The 20,702-nt window shown below is 58.4% G+C and carries 9 protein-coding genes; all 9 read right to left on the minus strand.

Annotated features, from left to right (window positions below; all coding sequences use genetic code 11):
* Window positions 1-287: 287 nt before the first annotated feature.
* Complete coding sequence (locus JOD50_RS01155) at window positions 288-1,979, minus strand: dipeptide ABC transporter ATP-binding protein (protein ID WP_204881470.1); 1,692 nt, start codon at window positions 1,977-1,979, stop codon at window positions 288-290.
* A 95-nt stretch (window positions 1,980-2,074) separates the two neighbouring features.
* Window positions 2,075-3,289, minus strand: coding sequence for an ABC transporter permease (locus JOD50_RS01160; protein WP_204880107.1), 1,215 nt, complete (start codon window positions 3,287-3,289; stop codon window positions 2,075-2,077).
* An 80-nt stretch (window positions 3,290-3,369) separates the two neighbouring features.
* Entirely contained in the window at window positions 3,370-4,902 is a 1,533-nt protein-coding gene (locus tag JOD50_RS01165; RefSeq protein WP_204880108.1) for an ABC transporter permease subunit, read from the minus strand.
* A 189-nt stretch (window positions 4,903-5,091) separates the two neighbouring features.
* On the minus strand, window positions 5,092-6,936 hold the full coding sequence (locus JOD50_RS01170; protein WP_204880109.1) for an ABC transporter family substrate-binding protein: 1,845 nt from the start codon (window positions 6,934-6,936) through the stop codon (window positions 5,092-5,094).
* Window positions 6,937-7,350: 414 nt separating this feature from the next.
* Window positions 7,351-11,880 (minus strand): YPDG domain-containing protein, encoded by a 4,530-nt coding sequence (locus JOD50_RS01175; protein ID WP_204880110.1) that lies wholly within the window; start codon window positions 11,878-11,880, stop codon window positions 7,351-7,353.
* A gap of 521 nt (window positions 11,881-12,401) precedes the next feature.
* Window positions 12,402-16,574, minus strand: coding sequence for a YPDG domain-containing protein (locus JOD50_RS01180; protein ID WP_204880111.1), 4,173 nt, complete (start codon window positions 16,572-16,574; stop codon window positions 12,402-12,404).
* Between the two features lie 150 nt (window positions 16,575-16,724).
* Entirely contained in the window at window positions 16,725-17,234 is a 510-nt protein-coding gene (locus tag JOD50_RS01185) for a hypothetical protein (RefSeq protein ID WP_204880112.1), read from the minus strand.
* 430 nt (window positions 17,235-17,664) lie between these two features.
* Window positions 17,665-18,477, minus strand: coding sequence for an alpha/beta fold hydrolase (locus JOD50_RS01190; RefSeq protein ID WP_204880113.1), 813 nt, complete (start codon window positions 18,475-18,477; stop codon window positions 17,665-17,667).
* A gap of 87 nt (window positions 18,478-18,564) precedes the next feature.
* Window positions 18,565-20,403 carry a hypothetical protein gene (locus tag JOD50_RS01195; protein ID WP_204880114.1) on the minus strand — a complete coding sequence of 613 codons (1,839 nt, stop codon included), beginning with the start codon at window positions 20,401-20,403 and terminating at the stop codon, window positions 18,565-18,567.
* Between the last annotated feature and the right edge of the window lie 299 nt (window positions 20,404-20,702).

Consider the following 20,702-nt stretch of genomic DNA (forward strand, 5'->3'; position numbering starts at 1 on the left):
ACCTCCGAAATGAATGGCTTCAGGACACAAGCCTTTGGTTCAGCCTGCCTCTGAGGCGCGTGTTAATGACGAGTTGTGTCGGCCACAATTCTATGGCCGTGTTCACTCATCTTATAGGGAGGAAGTATATGTGAGCCAACCGAACAGGTTCGACTTAGGAGCTCCGGTGTGAGGTAACTAATAGGAGCGGCCCCCGGTTCTCGGGCTTATTCCTGGGTTGAATGAGCCTTGTGAACGCTGGGAACCGCGCCTATTTTTCTTGAATTTTCTTTAGTCCGAGATTTCGTTTAGCCGAGTTTCAAACGTTCACGGCGGCGTTCCGCCTGCAGGTCTGGGTCCGGAACTGGAGCGGCTGCGAGCAGTTCACGCGTGTATTCTTCGCGTGGGTAGTGCAGCACGAGGTCCGCTGGGCCTTGTTCGACGACCTTGCCGGAGCGCATCACAACGACGTCGTCGGCGAGGTGGTCAACGACTGCGAGGTCGTGGGAGACGAACAGGCATGCGAACCCGAACTCTTTCTGCAGTTCGGTCAGCATTTCCAGAACCACGGCCTGCACCGACACGTCGAGCGCGGAGGTCGGTTCGTCGGCGATGAGCAGGGTTGGGTCCAGGGACAGTGCGCGGGCGATGCCGACGCGCTGCTTCTGACCACCGGAGAGCTCGTGTGGGTAGCGGTTGATGACGTCGGAAGGAAGCTTGACCGCGTCGAGCAGGGTTTTAGCCCGTTCGATGCGTGACTTCTTGTCCCCTACCTTGTGCACAACCATCGGTTCGGTGATGCATTCGCCGATCGGGAAGCGTGGGTCCAGCGATGCGGCTGGGTCCTGGAAGATGACGCCCATCTTCTTACGCATCGCCTTGGCCTCGCGGCCACGTAGCTTGGTGAGGTCTTTGCCTTCGATGTGGAGCTCGCCTTCAGCGATCGGCAAGAGGCCGAGCACGGCTTTCGCGAGGGTGGATTTACCGGAGCCGGACTCCCCCACGAGCGCGGTGGTGCGGCCTTTGGAGACGTTGAAGTTGGCTCCTTCAACGGCGCGGAACTTGCCGCGGCGCACTTTGTACTCGACGGCGACGTCGCGCACGGAGACCACAACTTCGTCGTTGGCGCGTTCTTGTTCGATGCGGGCTGTGACTTGAGCGATTTCGTCGCCGAGGTCGGTGCTGTCGATGTTGACGTCTTCGAGGCGCGGGACTGCCGCGAGGAGGCGCTGCGTGTATGGGTGTTGCGGGTTCGTCAGCAGTGAACGCGCTTCGCCTTGTTCGACGAGTTCACCCATGAACATGACCGCGACGCGGTCTGCGAGGTCTGCGACGACACCCATGTTGTGGGTGATGAGCAGGATCGCGACGTCGAGGGTGTCTTTGAGTTCACGCAGGAGGTCGAGGACCTCCGCCTGAACGGTCACGTCGAGTGCGGTGGTCGGTTCGTCCGCGATGATGACTTCTGGGTCGCACGCGAGCGCCATCGCGATGACGATACGCTGACGCTGACCGCCCGAGAACTGGTGCGGGTACTGGTTGATGCGCTTGGCGGCATCTGGGATACCTACGCGGTCGAGCAGTTCGATCGCTTTTTCGCGGGCAGCTTGGCCGTATGCGACGTTGTGTACTTCCATCGCTTCGGTGAGCTGTTTTTCGATCGTCAACACGGGGTTGAGCGCGGTCATTGGCTCCTGGAAGACCATCGCGACTTTGGTTGCGCGCATGCGGCGCATCTTTTCGCTTGGCAGGCCGATGACCTGGGTTCCGGCGACGTGCACCTTGCCTTGGATCTCTGCGGTGTCTGCGAGCAGACCCATTGCGGAGAGGCTAGTCACGGATTTACCGGAGCCGGATTCACCCACGAGTGCGAGCACTTCGCCTCGGCGTACGTCGAGCGTTACGCCTTTGACGGCTTTGACGTGGGATTCGGTGGTGACGAAGTCGACTTTGAGGTTGTCGAATGACAAGACGACTTCGTGTTTGCTTGGCGACGTCACTGTTGTGGTCGCGTCCGTGGCCGTCGCGTCTGCGTGTGTTGGAGTTCCGGAGACGTCAGTGTTGTCCACGGGCTTGTTTGGGTCCGCGTGCTTGCTCACTTCTTGTCTCCTTCTGGGGTCTCTGGGTTGATGTCGTCCACGGTTGGGGTTCCTTGGTCAGGTTCCTGCGCGATCGGGACGGCCGAGACGTCTTCTACGGTTTCCTTGTCGGCTGCGGCAGTGGTTGCGCCTGCGGTTGCGGTTTCGTCTTCCCATGCGCCGCGGCGGTTTGCGCTGCCTGGGAAGATGAAGGACCACAGGGAGCGCTTGCGGCGGCCCGCACCCTGACGTGGGTCGAAGGCGTCGCGGAGACCGTCACCAATGAAGTTGATGGTCAGGGCGATCGTCAGGATCATGAGGCCTGGCCACCAGAAGAGCCATGGGCGGGTCGTGAACGAGTTCTGGTAGGTCGAGATGAGCAGACCCAGCGAGGACTGTGGTGGGCGCACGCCGTAGCCAAGGTAGGACAGGGAGGTTTCGAGCAACACGGCCGCAGCGATCGCGAGGGTCGCGTTGACGAGGATGGTGCCGATGGTGTTCGGGATGAGGTGCTTCATCACGATGCGGTTGGTCGATGCACCCATGGCGCGCGCGGCGTCGATGAATTCGCGTTCGCGCAGTGAGAGCACCTGGGAGCGGACCAGACGTGAGAGGCCGGCCCAGGACACGGTGCCGAGTAGGAGGCCGAGGAACCATGGGGAGTTCACTGCGGAGCCTGCGATGCGGCCGACGATCGCGGCGATCAGCAGCAGCGGGACAACGAAGAAGATGTCCGCGATACGCATGATGAGGCCGTCGATAAATCCGCGGAAGTAACCGGAGATTGCACCGAGGAGGGTTCCGAGAGCGGTTGAGACGACACCGACGAGGACCGCGATGATGAGCGAGACCTGGGTTCCGCGCATCACGAGTGCGAAGTAGTCAACGCCGAGTGCGTCTTGCCCGAACCAGTGGGTTGCCGATGGCGCGCCGCCGTCGATGATGTCGCCTTGTTCGATGTAGTCGAAGCGCCACCAGCCTGGGATCGTGATTCCGAATGCGGAGATGCCGATCGAGGTGATGGAGACGATGATGATGACCGCCAGAACGAAGGCGGAGATCATCGCTGGCTTGTGGCGTACGAAGCGACGGAAGACGAGCTGACCCTGTGAGAGGGATTTGGTGTCTTTGCTCGCGAGCTTGGCGTCTTCGATCGCGGAGATCGAGACGCGTTGGTCTGTTGAGGCTTCGATGGTTTTGTTGCTCTTGTTTTCTGGGGTGTTCTGAGTCATGTCCTATCCCCTTTCCGTGTGGGTCCGGTAGTGACGTGCTGCGTGGGCATCCGCTGGGCGGTGTGCGTTACGCGGGGTTGTCATACACGGATCCTCGGGTCGATGAGGGCGTAGATCACGTCAGCCAGGAGGTTGAAGAGGACGGCGATACCGCCTGTGACAACCACGAAAGCCATGACGGGGTTAGGGTCAACGTTGTTGAGGCCGGTTTGGAAGAGCTCACCCATGCCCTTCCAACCGAAGACTTGCTCGGTGATGATCGCGCCACCAATCAGGGCGGCGAAGTCCATCACGACGATGGTCACGATTGGGATGAGCGCGTTGCGGAATGCGTGGCGCAGGATCACGGTGCGCTCTGGGAGGCCTTTAGCGCGTGCGGTGCGGATGTAGTCCTGCGAGTTGATTTCCATCATGGTTGCGCGGGTGTAGCGCGAGTAGGATGCGACGGAAACGACGGTCAGCAGGATGGTTGGTAGGAGGATCTGCGATCCGCGGTCGAGGGTTTGGAGCCAGAAGCCGCCTTCGAAGTTTGGCGTCTGCGAGCCGATTGTGGAGATCGGGCGTGGCTTGGCGTCGAGGAATTCTGGCCATGCGTTGAAGATGTGCCAGACCATGGTGAGCAGCACACCCACGCCGACGGTTGCGAGCGATGCGCTGATCGCTTGGACGCGGAGGCGTCCGCCGAGGACGAAGCCGAGCAACCATGGTACTGCGATGGCGAGTACGAAGCCGATCGCGAGGATCAGCACGGTTGGTTCGAGGAAGATGTTGTAGCCGGCGTAGAACACGACCATGACGAGTACTGCACAGATGAGCGCTGGCAGCAGGACGTGGCGGTGGCCTTCCTTGTTTTTGATGCCGACGGCGGTCGAGGTCGAGAATACGGCGACGCCGATCACGATGAGCGCGATGACCCACGGCGGGAGCGATGGGTAGCGCCAGAAGTCTTGTGCGGTGAAGGCGACCATCGCGACGCCGACGATGACGGCGGTTGCGAGGAAGCTGAAGAGGCGGCGTTTCCAGGATCCGCCCATGAACAGTTGGATCACGAAGCCGGCGACGAGCGCTGTGAGGATCACTTGCGTCGTTGAGAAGCCTGGGTCGGCGATCCAGTTGTTGTAGTTGATGGCCGCGTATTCCTTGAGCAGGACTGCTGCCCAGAACACTGGCAGGGAGAAGAACACGAAAGCGAGGAAGGTGACGATGTAGTCGAGGTCGGAGTACTGACGGACTGCGGTCAGAACACCGATGCCGATGCCGATGACGATCGCGAGGATCACGGAGAGGGTCACGAGTCGCAGGGTCGAGTCTGCTGCAGCGGCGAGGCGTGCGCCGACTTGGTTTCCGTTGACGTCTAGGCCGAGGTCACATTGGCCGATGAGGCAGCCTGCTGTGCCTTTGAGCCAGTCGAGGTATCGCAGGCCCCATGGGGTGTCGAGCTGGAGGTTTCTGATGCGGGCTTCCATGGCCACGCGAACCTTTGGATCGGATGCGAGTTCTCGCATGCCTGCTAGCGGGTCGCCTGAGAATTGGATCAGGGAGTAGACCACGAAGGTGGCTAGCAGCAGGATGAGGACTGAGATGCCCAGACGCCGGAGGATGAATGTCAGCACGGTCGAAGACCTTTCGGTTTCGTGCGAAGTGATGGGATAGCGCTTCGGTAAGCGGGCCCGGAGTCGTTTGACTCCGGACCCGCTTTCCGTGGCTGCGTTGCGCCACTCAAGTGATGAGCGTGTGCTCAGATCTTTCTTGAGTTATTGGCGGGCGCAACGTGTTGCGATTCAGTTATCGAGCAGAGTGGCTTACTTGACGTACTGCCACTGGTCGATGTTCCAGGTGATACCGGACTGGGTCACGGTGTGTGCAATGTTAGCGAGGTTTGGATCTGCCGCTTCCATTGCTGGGTGCTGGAACACTGGGATGCCGTAGAGGTTCTCCCAGAGAGCCTTCTCAGCTTCCTTGACTGCTGCGAGGTGGTCTTCGTCGCTCATTGCGCGCTTCATCTTGTCGAATGCGGCGTCGACGTCAGCGTTCTTGAACTTACCGTAGTTCTGGGCGCCCTTCGAGTGGTAGATGTTCCAGCCGGAGGTCTTCTGGCCGGAGCCTGCCCATGCGAAGAGTGCTACTTCGTACTTACCGGTGTCCAGGGTGCCGCCCGGGTCGAAGAAGTCCTTGGAGGAGACGTCTTCGATCTTGAAGCCGGCCTTCTCACAGGAGTTCTTGATGAGCTGGACTTCCTGGCTACGGCGTGGGTTTGGTGCTGCGTAACCGATGCGGACGGTTGCGCCTTCCTTGCCCTTGTCCTTCAGGATCTTCTTGGCGCCTTCGATGTCTACTTCGTCGTATTCGCCGCCGTATGCTTCGTCGAGGACTGCCTGGTAGTTCTCGTCGTCGCTGAAGATCTCACGTGCGTTGAGCACGGTTGCGTCTGGGTTGACGGACTTGATCAGCTTGTCAACGATTTCCTGACGTGGAACACACATGGCGAATGCCTTGCGGATCTCGACGTCGTCAGCCATCAGGTTGCCCTTGCGGAAGTTGAAGTCGAGGTGTTCCCAGGTGAGCTGGTTACCCGAGTAGAGCTTGGCCTGGTTTTCCTTTTCGAGGCCGTGGAGCTGGTCTGCGATGTCCGGGGTGGTCTGTGGCGCGATGACCTGAACGTCAGCGTTCTTCAGACCCTGGACCATTGCGGAGTCGTCCATGAAGCGGAAGGTGATCTTCTCAACGCCTGGCTTTTCGCCCCAGTACTTAGGGTTCGCCTTGACGGTGACGGATTCGCCCTGCTGCCACGAGTCGAGGATGTATGGGCCACCCGAGACGTTGTCAGCTTCTTCTGGGAGCTTGCCTGGGCCGCGGTTCCAGCCGGTGTTCCAGAACTTCGCAGCCTTCTCAAGCTTCTTGGCGTCCTGGTCCTGGAGTGCCTTGATGTACTCTTCCTTGGACAAGCCACCGTTCTTAGCGATGACGTGTGCTGGGAAGTCGAGCCAGCTCTGTAGCTGCCAGTCTGGGTTTGGTTCCTTGAAGGTGACGGTGAAGGTCTTGCCCTCTGGGTCACCCTGTGGGCCGTCTGGAACCTGTTCTACGAGGTCGTTGGAGACGTTGTTGAAGAGTGGTGCAGCGTTGCCGTCCTCGTCCTTTTCAGCGTCTGGGGAGGACATGGTGGACTGCGTGCCCCATGCGGAGATTGCGTCAGCTACGGTGATTGGCGTTCCGTCAGACCAGACAGCATCCTCGTGGATGGTGTATTCGACCTTCATTGGGTCTTCGGAGATGAGCTTGTAGGATCCCATGTCCTTGTTCTGGTAGATCTTGCCGTCGGTGCCGTAGTAGTAGAAGCCTGGCATGTAGGTGCCAGCAACAGCGGAGGTGTAGGTGGAGTAGGTGTCCGGAGTGATGCCGTTGTAGCCGCCGTATTCGACGGAGCCTACGGTGAGCTTGATTTCCTTCTTCTGGGTCTCTACGCCGCTGAGTTCAAAACGGCCCGAGCCTTCGAACTGCTTGGCATCGCCGACAGACTGGCTGTCGCTACCCTTCTTGTTGTCGCCGTTGTCCTTCTTGTCACTGCCGCCCCCTGGGGAGCAAGCTGTGAGGGCCAAAGATGCAGCTGCGGTTGCGGCAACTGCCATGGAGATACGCTTCAGACGCATGTCCACTCCTGTCGTTCTCAAATGGTGCATTCAACTCGGCGGTGCCGGTTAGAGTGAGAATTCATGATCAATGTTAGCTAGATCACGTGCTCAGTAATATACAACACTTTTTCACAGCGAATATCAAGGTGAACTTTCAAACTCGACACGGTTAATCTCAGATGATGCGTTCATGGCCGGGTTGTGCTCGTTCTCGGGGCTGTTTCTGGGTTGCAGGGCGTGGGTGGTGCCCGGGGTTTCGGACGTGCCGTGTTGGTTTAGCTCGAGCGTCCTATCGACAGGGTTTTGCTGTTAGGCAGCAGGGTGTCGTTGTTAGGCCGGCTTTGTCCGAGCGTTTGTTAAACGCAGTAGGGGTGAGACCGTTTCTGGTCTCACCCCTACTGGGTTATGCCGGCTGGTTACCGGTCAGGCGAATTAGTTTTCTTCGCCTGCACGGCGGCGGCGCATGAACGCCAGACCGAAGCCTGCAGCGATCATCGCAGCAGCGATTCCAGCAACACCTGCAACCTGAGCACCGGTACGGGCAAGGTCACCACCATTACCTGGGGTTTCCTTACCAGGAGCCGGAGCCGGAGCTGGAGCGTCTGGCTGAGCAACCGTGACCTGAGCGGTCGCGGTGTCCTTGCTGCCATCAGGGTAGGTGAAGTCCACCTCGATGTTGCCAATGTCGCCTGGCTTAGCGTCCTCACCAGGAACCACAATCAGGGTGCAGTTCTTGCCCATGGACACGTTCCAGCCAGCTGGAACAGTGCTCATGTCAATCTCGCACGTGGTGCCCCTAGGAAGGTCGCCCGGCTTCAGCGGGATCTCAACCTTCTCACCAGGCTTGACGTTGGTGTCAGGGTATTCAGGCTGGTACTTATCCGAGTCCTTACCCTTACCATCGTCAGCAGGCTTCTCAACCTCGACGACCACGCGGCCGAGCTCATTGCCGTCCTTATCCTTGACAACAACCACGACCTTGTCACCAGGCTTGGCGTCCTCATCGATGTCGACAATCAGGTTGCCGTCCTCATCGATCTCAGCCTTACCAGGACCTTCCGTCTCAACGGTGGAGCCTTCCGGCACGTCGCCACCAGTGTTCGGGATCTCGACCTTATCGCCTGGCTTACCGGAATCATCCTTCCAATCAGGCTTGTCAGCCTCTGGAACCTCGCAGACCTCGTTCTGCTTGGTCGTGTAGGTCCAGGTGGTCTGGGTGCCTTCTGGGAAGGTGTAGCCCTCGGTCGGGAACGCCTCAACCTTGACGGTCTGGCCGTACTCGTAGACGTACTTGCCTTCAGCGTCTGGCGTCAGTTCCTTACCATCAACGGTCACCTTGTACTCGACACCTTCGGTGTCTTCAACGGTGACGTACGGAGGAATGTCACAGGATGCTGGGTCATCAGCCGATGCGCCCAAGGAAGGGTTGTTTTCCTTCGGTGCAGCAGGCGTTACCGGCGTAGCGTCCTTCTCGGTCACGGTGACAGTGACAGTCACCTCGTCGGTGGAACCGTCTGGGTAGGTCACGACAACTGGAACCTCGATCTTGGTACCAGGCGTTGCGTCCTCTGGGATGGTTACGTCGATGGAACCATCCTCGTTGACGGTCACACCCTCAGGGGTGCCCTCACCAGGACCGAAGGTCGTACCCTCAGGAGGCGTCACAGTGTTGTTGTCGCCGTCCTTGAACTCTGGCTTGTCGATCTTGACGTCCTCGCCAGGCTGTCCGGTGCCGCCGTCGTACTCAGGCTCGTACTTCTCGTTGTCCTTCGCCTCTGGAACCTCTGGAACCTCAGACTGCTCGACTTCGACGACTACGCGGTCGAGCTCGTTGCCGTCCTTATCCTTGACAACAACCACGACCTTATCCCCTGGCTTGGCGTCCTCGTTGATGTCGACAACCAGGTTGCCATTCTCATCGATCTCAGCCTTACCCGGACCATCAACCTCAACGGTGGTGCCTTCCGGCACGTCGCCACCAGTGTTCGGGATCTCGACCTTCTCCCCTGGCTTACCCTTATCGTCCTTCCAGTCAGGCTTCTCAACCTCTGGAGCGTCAGGCTCTTCAACGGTGACAGTCACGTCAACGTTGTCCTTCGAACCATCTGGGTAGGTCACCTCGACAGGAACCGTGATCTTGTCACCAGGCGTCGCATCCTCAGGGATGGTAACGGTGATCTCACCAGTGTTCGGGTCGATCTTCACACCATCAGGAGCGTCCTCACCAGGACCGAAGGTCGTGCCCTCAGGCGGCGTGACATCGTTGCCGTCCTTGTCCTTGAAGGTCGGTTCGTCAATCTTGACGTCCTCGCCAGGCTGACCGGTGCCACCGTCGTACGCAGGCTCGTAAAGGCCGTTGTCCTTCTCGGTCACCGTTACGGTCACCTCGACCTCGTCCTTGGTGCCGTCAGGGTAAGTCACGACAACAGGAACCTCGATCTTGGTACCAGGCGTTGCATCCTCAGGGACAGGAACGGTGATCTCACCAGTCTTATCGTCTACCTTGACACCCTCAGGAGCGTTCTCACCTGGGGTGAACTTGGTGCCCTCAGGAGCCTCGGTTGGGTTGCCGTCCTTATCGGTGAAGGAAGGAGCATCGATCTTGACATCGCTGCCCGGCTTACCCGAACCATCCTCGTACTCAGGCTCGAAGTGATCGTTGACGTTCGGAACCTTCGGGTTACTGTCATCCTCATCCGGAATGCCGTCACCGTCATCGTCCGGATCCGTCACATCAGGCTTACCATCACCATCAGTGTCCAGCTTGAAATTCGCCTTCACATCATCAGCCGACCCATCCTTATAGGTCACCGTGACAGGAACATCGAACTCCTCGGTGGTGTCCTTGTTCAACTTCGACTTATCCGGGAACGAAACAGTGAGCTCACCAGTGGACTCGTCAATCTCAACGACATAGCCCTCAGGAGCAGCGAAGCCCTCACCAATAGCGAACTTCGCACCCTCAGGAGCAGTTACGTCCTTACCGTCCCTATCAGTGAAGAATGCAGAAGACTTGGTTTCCTGACCAGGAACAACCAGCTTGCTCACATAATCCGGCTGATACTGCTGGGATTCTGCTGTTGTCTCTACCTTGAAGGTAGCCGCGGCACGGGCAACAATACGGCCCTGAGTCTTCGGGTTACCGGACTCGTCCTTGACAGGGTCCCCGTTCTCATCGAGAACAGGAACCTGCAGAGCCTCGTCACGCATCACAACTGGGAAGCTCAACGTCTTTCCAGCTTGCTCAGCGTTAGGTGTGAACGTCACAACACCGGTCTTCTCGTTGACAGAGACCTGGTCTTCCGTGACACCCTCAGGCAGCTTGCCGAGCTCAAACTTTGCTTGCGAAGGTTTCTCTTCTACAGCTTCGGAAGCTGGGTTGTCGAACGTCGGATCAGAGGAAGCCTCTTGATCCTTCTTCGCTTCAACCTCGTCGTACTTCAGGTAATTACGAGCCACTGCGAACGCGTCGATTGCCAAGATGAGGTCGTCCGCCGGATCCTGGTTACCGTCAGCAAGCTTCAAACGAGCACTAAACGTGTCGCCTGTCTCGGCGTCCGTCGGAACCTCGAACTCGCAACTCGGGATCCTGGTTGCGGAGTCAGCCTTGTGAGTTTCACACGTCTTGACGACTTTGCCGTTCTTGTCGACCCACTCGACGTAGTAGTCCAGGTCCTGAGTGAGCGGCAGACCGGCCGTATCAGTCTGGACCGTTTCGCCCACCATCGCCCAGTTATTGGTGGTGTTCTTGTCAACCACATCGAACTTCAGGGCCTGCGGAACAAGCGCGATGTTCCAGTTCGCGTAAACGTCATCGCCGTGCAGGATCTTGTTAGCCTCACCACCGAAGTACTGGGCGTCACCTCCACCTGCGTGAGGGCCCATCCAGCGTCCCAATGACCACGGATACAACGCACCCACGTTGTCTGGAAGCTCGTTGCCATCCTTGTCGTAGATACTGACGTAGCTCCACTGCATATTCACGTGCTTGGAGTTCCTATTACCGTTCAGCCACGAGCCCTCGTCCCACGAACCGGCGAGCTTGTGCAACTTCTCCGCTGGCGGGTTGATGCCGCCGCCGGTACCCGTGTGGTTGTTGCCGTACAGCCCCTTCCAATAAAGCTTGAACGTGCCATCCGAAGCAGTGGTGGTATGCACCGTCTCGGCGATCCAACCTTCAGGATCCTTGGCTACCTGCGCGTTAATCCAGCGTTGCAGGCCCTCTTCATCAGCAGGGGTCCAGCCTTTACCCCGCAATGTTTTACCCGCGAAGTTGTCCTTCGCGTATTCCTCGATCTTGGTTACGGCCTGGTCATTGAGGTAGGACGCAACGATCTGCAAGCCAGGTGCTACCACATCTTTGCGGCCCTTCATGCTCAGGGTGTTGTGGTTCAGAGCGCCCTGCAGAACGTGGAGGTTCCAGAAAACCTCCCCGGTGTAAACGCCGTGGTTGTTGTTACGGCCCTCATTCTGAGCCCATTTGTTCTTCGGCAGGTGCTGCGGTAGTCGGTCCTTCTGGGCGTACTGGATGGTCATACCCGTGACTCGGTTACGTGTCCATCGGCCATCACCCTGAGTGTTCGGGGTCGTTACAGCACCAAAGCCTGGGAAAATACCAGCCGCCGGTTGGTGCACCAGACGATACTTATCCGTCTTGTCTTCCGGAAGTTCAGTCCACACACGGATCTTCTCACGCAATTGGTCGCGGCTCTTCTCACCGTCACCAAGAAGACCAACGGAGGCATCCGCGCGGAACGTACGGGTCACGCCAGCAGCATCGGTGTATGGCGCCATGTCGATGGTGAAATTACCGTTCTCGTCACTCTCGGTGTAGTACACCGGGGACGAATGCTGAGTGTTAACGCCCTCATACCATTGGGCGTAGACCTTAACACCCTTGATCGCTCTACCGGAATCCTGAATGTTACCGAAGCCAATACCGGTTTCTACGATTTCCTTCACGGAGCCGGAGATGGTGCCCTTCTGGCTGGCCTGGCCAGGTGAGTAGATGGGCTTGTCGACCTCTTCGGAAGCGTTAGTAGACGGGTTCGCGTGAGCGGCCGAATTGAATGGGGGGGTCAGGGAGGAATGTGTAAGCGAACGGGCTCGCCATTCCCAAGGTCAGAGCCGCTGCTGCAATCTTTGTGCTGCGGCGGCGAGAAACATTTTGCTTCGTCATAAAGCCGAAATCTTCTTTCCGTGAAGGTGTTGTAGACAAAGAGGAAGTCCGAAGGATCGGCCGGCCGCCACACGCCTTAGTTGACGATGGCGTAGCCGTTCCAGCTCTGGCGAAGGCTATCAGACCAACAGGGCACTAAGGGCTTACCTAAATTCTTCTCAGGTGGAACTTATTTTCTTCAGGGAAGGTTAAGGTTTTACTTATTTCGCTACCACGTATCGTGGGCTGTTAAACGCAGTAGGGGTGAGACCATCACTGGTCTCACCCCTACTGGGTTATGCCGGCTGGTTACCGGTTAGGCGATTTAGTTTTCTTCGCCTGCACGGCGGCGGCGCATGAACGCCAGGCCGAAGCCTGCAGCGATCATTGCGGCAGCGATACCTGCTACACCGGCAACCTGGGCACCGGTACGGGCAAGGTCGCCACCATTACCTGGGGTTTCCGGAGCCGGAGTTGGCACGTCTGGCTGAGCAACCGTGACCTGAGCGGTCGCGGTGTCCTTGCTGCCATCAGGGTAGGTGAAGTCCACCTCGATGTTAGCCATATCGCCTGGCTTAGCGTCCTTACCAGGAACCACGATCAGCGTGCAGTTCTTACCCATGGACACGTTCCAGCCAGCTGGAACAGTGCTCATGTCAATCTCGCACGTGGTGCCCTTAGGCAGCTTGCCCGGCTTCAGCGGGATCTCAACCTTGTCGCCTGGCTTGGCGTCCTTATCGATGTCGACAACGAGGTTGCCGTTCTCATCGATTTCGGCCTTGCCTGGGCCTTCCGTCTCAACGGTGGAGCCGTCTGGGACTGGGCCACCGGTGTTCGGGATCTCGACCTTGTCGCCTGGCTTACCCTTGTCGTCCTTCCAGTCCGGCTTCTCAACCTCTGGAGTGTCAGGCTTTTCAACCTCGACGACTACGCGGTCGATCTCGTTGCCGTCCTTATCCTTGACGATAACGACGATCTTGTCGCCTGGCTTGGCGTCCTTATCGATGTCGACAATCAGGTTGCCGTCCTCATCGATCTCAGCCGTGCCTGGGCCTTCCGTCTCAACGGTGGTGCCTTCCGGCACGTCGCCACCGGTGTTCGGGATCTCGACCTTATCGCCTGGCTTACCGGAATCATCCTTCCAGTCAGGCTTGTCAGTCTCAGGATCCTCAGCATCTGGCTCTTCAACGGTGACGGTCACGTCAACGTTGTCCTTCGAACCATCTGGGTAGGTCACCTCGACAGGAACCGTGATCTTGTCACCAGGCGTCGCATCCTCAGGGATGGTAACGGTGATCTCACCAGTGTTCTCGTCGATCTTCACACCATCAGGAGCGTCCTCACCAGGACCGAAGGTCGTACCCTCAGGAGGCGTGACATCGTTGCCGTCCTTGTCCTTGAACTCAGGCTTCTCAACCTTGACGTCCTCACCCGGCTTACCCGAACCATCCTCGTAACCAGGCTCGAACTCTTCGTTCTGCTTGGTATCAGGAGCGTCAGGTTCTTCAACCGTGACGGTCACGTCAACGTTGTCCTTCGAACCATCTGGGTAGGTCACCTCGACAGGAACCGTGATCTTGTCACCAGGCGTCGCATCCTCAGGGATGGTAACGGTGATCTCACCAGTGTTCTCGTCGATCTTCACACCATCAGGAGCGTTCTCACCAGGACCGAAGGTCGTGCCCTCTGGAGGCGTGACATCGTTGCCGTCCTTGTCCTTGAAGGTAGGCTCGTCGATCTTGACCTCATCGCCTGGCTTACCCGAACCATCCTCGTAACCAGGCTCGAACTCTTCGTTCTGCTTGGTATCAGGAGCGTCAGGTTCTTCAACCGTGACGGTCACGTCAACGTTGTCCTTCGAACCATCTGGGTAGGTCACCTCGACAGGAACCGTGATCTTGTCACCAGGCGTCGCATCCTCAGGGATGGTAACGGTGATCTCACCAGTGTTCTCGTCGATCTTCACACCATCAGGAGCGTCCTCACCAGGACCGAAGGTCGTACCCTCAGGAGGCGTGACATCGTTGCCGTCCTTGTCCTTGAACTCAGGCTTCTCAACCTTGACGTCCTCACCCGGCTTACCCGAACCATCCTCGTAACCAGGCTCGAACTCTTCGTTCTGCTTGGTATCAGGAGCGTCAGGTTCTTCAACCGTGACGGTCACGTCAACGTTGTCCTTCGAACCATCTGGGTAGGTCACCTCGACAGGAACCGTGATCTTGTCACCAGGCGTCGCATCCTCAGGGATGGTAACGGTGATCTCACCAGTGTTCTCGTCGATCTTCACACCATCAGGAGCGTCCTCACCAGGACCGAAGGTCGTACCCTCAGGAGGCGTGACATCGTTGCCGTCCTTGTCCTTGAAGGACGGCTCGTCGATCTTGACCTCATCGCCCGGCTTACCCGAACCATCCTCGTAACCAGGCTCGTAGATCGTGTTCTGGTCAGGAACCTTCGGGTTCTGGTCTTCCTCGTCCGGGATGCCGTCATTATCGTCATCCGGATCCGTGACGTCAGGATCGCCGTCACCATCGGTGTCCAGCTTGAACTTAGCCGGAGCCTCATCCGTGCTGCCGTCAGGGTAGGTCACCGTGACAGGAACATCGAACTCCTCAACGGTGTCCTTGTTCAGCTTCGACTTATCAGGGAACGTAACGGTGATCTCACCGGTGTTCTCGTCAATCTTGACTTCGTAGCCCTCAGGAGCCTTGAAGTCCTCAGGAATCGAGAACTTCGAACCCTCAGGAGCCGTAGTGTCCTTACCGTCCTTGTCGGTGAAGGTCGGGGACGACTTGGTTTCCTTACCAGGAACAACCAGCTTGTCTTCGTACGCAGGGTCGAAGATCGTGTTCTGGTCAGGAACCTTCGGGTTCTGGTCTTCCTCGTCCGGGATGCCGTCATTATCGTCATCCGGATCTGTGACGTCAGGATCGCCGTCACCATCGGTGTCCAGCTTGAACTTAGCCGGAGCCTCATCCGTGCTGCCGTCAGGGTAGGTCACCGTGACAGGAACATCGAACTCCTCAACGGTGTCCTTGTTCAGCTTCGACTTATCAGGGAACGTAACGGTGATCTCACCGGTGTTCTCGTCAATCTTGACTTCGTAGCCTTCAGGAGCCTTGAAGTCCTCAGGGATCGAGAACTTCGAACCCTCAGGAGCCTTGGTGTCCTTACCGTCCTTGTCAGTGAAGGTCGGAGACGACTTGGTTTCCTCACCAGGAACAACCAGCTTGTCCTCGTACGCAGGCTCGAACTTGTTGGCGTCCTCGTCAACGACCTTGATTGGTGCGTTGATGACCTTGGTGGTGCCATCTTCGTAGGTGACCTTAACCGGAACGTTGTAAGTACCCGGTTCAACGTCGGCGCCCGGCTTGATGGTCAGCGTGCCATCTGCGTTTACGGTGACCCAGTCCTGCGGAGCGACATCTTCCGGAAGGCCGGCCTTCTGGAACTCAGGAGCGTTCTTGACATCCTCTGCGGTTGCTGCAGCGAACTTAGCGGAGTCAGGAACAGCGGTGCCGTTCTTGTTGACCGGACGCTCAGCCGTAGCTTCTTCGCCAACCTTGACCTCGGTCTCCTTGTATTCAGGAGCGACGTAGGCCAGGAAGGAGTCAGCCATGAGAGGCGTGCTCTCATCGGACGCGTTGTACACCGTAGCGGTGTAAACGGTGTCCTTAGCAAGGTCTTCCGGAACCTTGAAATCACACGAAGGGATCACACCGAGGTTGTCGGAGTTCGCCTCGCAACGGTGAACTTCCTTACCCTCACTGTCAGTCCAAACGATCACGTGAGCAGTGTTCGGGGTCAGGCCGAATGTTTCGGTCTGTGCGGTGTCACCCGGAGCAGCAGGCTTGTCCGTGGCGTTGTATGGGGTGACGTCAAATCCGCGTGAGGTCTGGCGCAGCGAGAAGTCAAGGTCGTTAATGTAGTTACCGGCGTGGAGTCCGCCGGAGACTGCATGCACCATCGAAGCGCGGTGGATGTCCTGGAACATTGCGCTCTGCGAGGAGTCCATGTTCGAGTCGACGCCCTCGGGAAGGACCGGCGAGACGTACATGTACTCGTAGTTGATGTGCTTCGAACCCCAGTTTCCGGCTAGCCAGCTACCGGTCTCCGAATCAGGAGCAAGCTCTCCCCACTCACCATCACGTGTGATGCCGTTGTTCTTGTAGCTGTTACCCCACAGACCCTTGAACTGGAGGTTGTATTTGCCTTCGTTATCGGTTTCGGTGATGACGGTTTCGGCGATAGCGCTCTTACCGGTCTCGGCCTCGTATTCGGCCATGATCTGCTTCTGCGCTGCACGGAAGGCCTCAGTGGTGTAACCCTTATTGTCGTTCTTCCACTGATCGAAACGACGCGCGACCTCATCCTGGACGTACGAGCCGCGGATCTTCACGTTCGGAACGGCGACATCGCCGTAACGCTTCTGATAATGGTTGACGAAGAGCGCATTACCGAAGGTACCGCGCTGGTCATAGTAGACACGCCCGCTCACTCGGCCTTGGCCGACCTGTTTTTCACCGGTGGTGGACTTGTCCTCTGGGAGGTGCAGCCAGTCCTGTTCGCGTTCGTGGTAGGAGATGTTGTAGTTCTCAGCAAGCTGGATTCCAACCGTACCGTTCCACGTACCGAGGTAACGGTCACCCTAGCCACCGAACACAGAGTCACCTTCAATGAAGGCCACCTGAAGGTTCGCAGGGTCCGGGTTTTCAGCCCAAATACGCAACTTCTGCCCGGCAGTCGCTTCCCACTTGTGGACGGTGCCGAGTGCATCGGTCCAGTCCGGCAGGCTGATCGTGTATGTGCCGTCAGCCTTTGTCTGCGTGGTGTAGATCGGCGACACAGCGCCACGCTGCTTCTTGTTGTTGTAGTCGATCCACTGAGCGTAGACCTTGACACCTGCAAGCGGTTCGTCGGACGACCCTGCCGCAGCTGCGTTGCCGTCGCGGTCCAGGAAGACCTTACCGTTGACGGTCTTCTTGGCTAGCCACTCACCAGGGGAATCGATTGGGTCTTGCGCAGCGGCCGCATGGGCAGGGTTGCTCCAGCTGATAAAACCAGGCGCAAGCGAAGCCGCGAGCGCGAGGGTCAGACCAGCTGCACCAGCCCGCAACGCACTACGCCCAAAGATGCCGCGAGACTTATTCTCGGTCATGAGTTGGAGATCCTCTCTTGTATCTACTCCAGGCCATCGCAGAGCATGCATTCGCCCACCCACCCGTGAGGTACGGGACATATCCACACGTCGCGTCGCGGAACCCACCGCAACAAAACTATGTCGATACCTTTGGCAGATCGGACAGGGCATAGCTCAGCCGAAGCCATTGCTACTCATAGTAGCTTCACAGGAAGCAGGATTACACATGTACGTTTGATAAATTGCGAGACTTCACCAAACATTCACCACCGTCACCCAACTTCGCGCCTTAGAAGTGGCGCAAATCCGCGAAAACTAAGACGCTCCGACCCTTCGGACTGTCAGACACGTCCGACACCTCGGACGGTAGTCGTCTCACATAGCGGATAGTTGAAATAAAAGCACTTGAGACATAGCAACTTCAGACTTCAACGTCACGAGATAGACGTCACGCACCCTGCACAACACGGCCCAAGATCTGGATCACGATCTCCGGCTGGTCCGCATGCACCCAGTGCCCCGCACCCTTGACCATCACCTTGCGTACCGCAGGGAACAGCTCCTTCATGACCGGCACATCGGCGTCGCTGATGTAATCCGAATCTGCGCCACCGACCCACACCACCGGGCCTCCATACGGAACATCATCGCTTGAGCTCGGGAAGTCACCAATCTTCCCCAGCCAGGAACGCAGGCCCGCCACGTTAGGCTGCCAGGACCAGCCATCGCCCTCACGCTGCAGATTCTGCAACAAGAAAGCACGCACACCCTGATCATCCACATCAGAAGCTAGAGCCGCATCGGCATCCTTGCGAGACTCCAGCCCCACCAGATCAAGTGACAGCACGCTGTCCAACAGGTGCTTGAACGGCGCATCCTGCGCCTCATAATCGGCAGGACGCGGCGAAATATCAATCACCGCGAGCGCACGCACAAAATCCCCGTGGCGCAAGGCAACCTTCATCGCAACCTTGCCGCCCATCGAATGCCCTACCACCACAGCAGAATCCACGCCACGAGCTTTCATGGTCGCAACCACTGAATCCGCCATCTGATCATACGAAAACTCATCCGTCCACGCGGCCGCACCGTGGTTCGGGAGATCCACCAGATACGACGTCGCCACCGAAGACAACGCCCGCGCCACCGACACAAAATTACGGCCGCGCCCCATCAAACCATGCAAAAACACGAGCGGGACAGGCACCTCCCCCACAACCTGCACAGGAAGGTTCGCATCAAGCACCACAGAATCAGCCATGAGACCAGCCTAACCAGGCATGCATACGCAGAGCGCCAGCGAATGAGGCGAGTGGGCCGGGAAGCCGCCTAGCGGCACCAGCGCGGGCTATAAGCCGCGGCGGAAGACGAAAATGCCCACACCGCCAAGCACCGCAACACCAGCGGCCGCCACAATCACACCCGCGGCCTGGGTACCACGATGCACCCACGGAATACCCACAGACTCCCGCGGACCCTGAGCCTCCGAACGGATATCACCCTGCGGAGTCACCTTCGCCAACGGCGCTAACGAGCCCGGCAGGGCATCGTCGCCCTCCGAGGCATCGTCCTCTTCTGCGGCATCGTCCGCGGCGTCATCCGTGACTTCCGGGGCAGGTGCGGGTGCAGCAGGGGTCAGCGGGTTAGAAGTTCCTAGGTCAGCGGCTACATGCGACTCATTCGAAGGAACAGGCACAGCATCGCTCGGCTCCACATCAATCACGGCCGGCAGTCTCGGATCAGCGGACGGGGCCACCGAAGGGTCCGGCTCAGCCGATGGAAGCGGCACCGCAGTAGGGACCGGCGCCCGGGTAGGTGCCGGCGCTGAAGTAGGTGCCGGAGCCGGCTCCGGTACAGATGTAGGCCGCGGAACAGGCACCGGCGACGGCACAGCCGTCGGAGCCGGATCTTCTGGAAGGTTCGACTCCACCGGAGGAAGCGGCACCGGAGTAGGTTCCTGCGTAGGCTCCGGGATCGGCTCAGGCGTCGGCGCAGGGCCAGGCCGCTGGGTCGGGGCCGTGCTTGGTTCAAGTGTCGGTTCCGGAGTTGGTTCCGGGCTGGGTTCCTGGGTCGGCTCAGTGGTTGGTTCCTGGCTCGGCTCAGGTGTTCGTTCCTCGCCCGGCTCCGGCGTCGGCTCAGGAGTAGGTTCCGGGGTAGGTTCCTCGGTTGGTTCAGGCGTCGGTTCTGGCGTTGGCTCAGGTTCCGGCTCCGAAACCGGCGGCAACGTGAAGTTCACGACATACGATCCGAACGCGCCCCACGCAATCGGCAATCCGCCACTACTCGGGATATCAAACTGGGGCAACAATGCCGGGCTAGCCCAACCAAGCTCCGTATCCGGCGCATGGCCGATATACAGCATCGAGTACTTGAAGTTCACGTGCTTACGGCGTTCCCCCGGCTTGCACAAAGAATTGCCCAACGCACTCGTGAAACAACCATCGGAAGCATCCGAGGCAAGCTCGCCATGCAACCGATCCTCAAGCAGCCCCTTATTGAACGTGCCGTCAAAGGCCAAAACATATTGGCCCTTGCTGTCCGTGAGCGTCCTCTTCGTCTCAGCGATCCCCGACTTCCCCGTCAGCTGCTCATACTCCTTAAGCAACCGCACCTGTTCAGCCAAAGCCGCATCACGACCAACACCCGGATTCAACAACATGAAACGATCCATGCCGTGCGCAACCCAGTCATTGACGTACGCACCAATCACCGTGACACCCGCGGCCGGCGCCGAACCACCATCCGACGCATCGCCATCCGAACCGCCACGAGCTTTCTGCTTCACGACCCCGATAAACGAGCCCTGGACGCGCTTATCCCACCGCGACAGCGAAGCCCAATCCGAAGAAACATGAGCCGCCTGCTCCGACCAACGAGCCTCATTAAACAAGCCCGCAACATACGCGGAATCAGCGTCCATCCCATCAACAGAGATCGGAGTGAAAACCGGGCCCGATACCGACGGGGCTACGGAGCTGTCACGGTCCGCGCCGTCCTGGGCAACCGCATCGTTACTAACATCCTTGTTAAATGGAGCAACAAACGCAGACCCCGAAGCCGGCCCCGCGTGCGCAACATCCGAACCCCACGACGGCGCGAAAGCCACACCAGCAGACAACGCGAGCGCAGCGGAACCAGCAACCCACCGCTTAGAGGACGGCAAAAGAACGCGCTGACGTTGACGCAAACTCTTACCTCCTCTTTCCAGCCGCGCAACCTATGAATGCTGAGCTATCAATAAACGCAGAACAGTCAATTAAACCAGTTTCAGCACCATGCTCAGAACCACCAAAGCTGAGCCTCAGCTGTGAACCAACGCTGACCCGCCTTAGATTCTACTCCCTCGCGCGGACGGAATATGTAGGATCCAACGACTTAAGTGCTGCCGTTGCGTAAGTCCGTACATAGCAACACAAAGGATTTACTCAGAATTCCCTCATTTCGGAAATTCTTTCTGAGATCCCCAACACGCAACCAGAAGCCACA

This window comes from Pseudoglutamicibacter cumminsii, from assembly GCF_016907775.1.
Classification (GTDB): domain Bacteria; phylum Actinomycetota; class Actinomycetes; order Actinomycetales; family Micrococcaceae; genus Pseudoglutamicibacter; species Pseudoglutamicibacter cumminsii.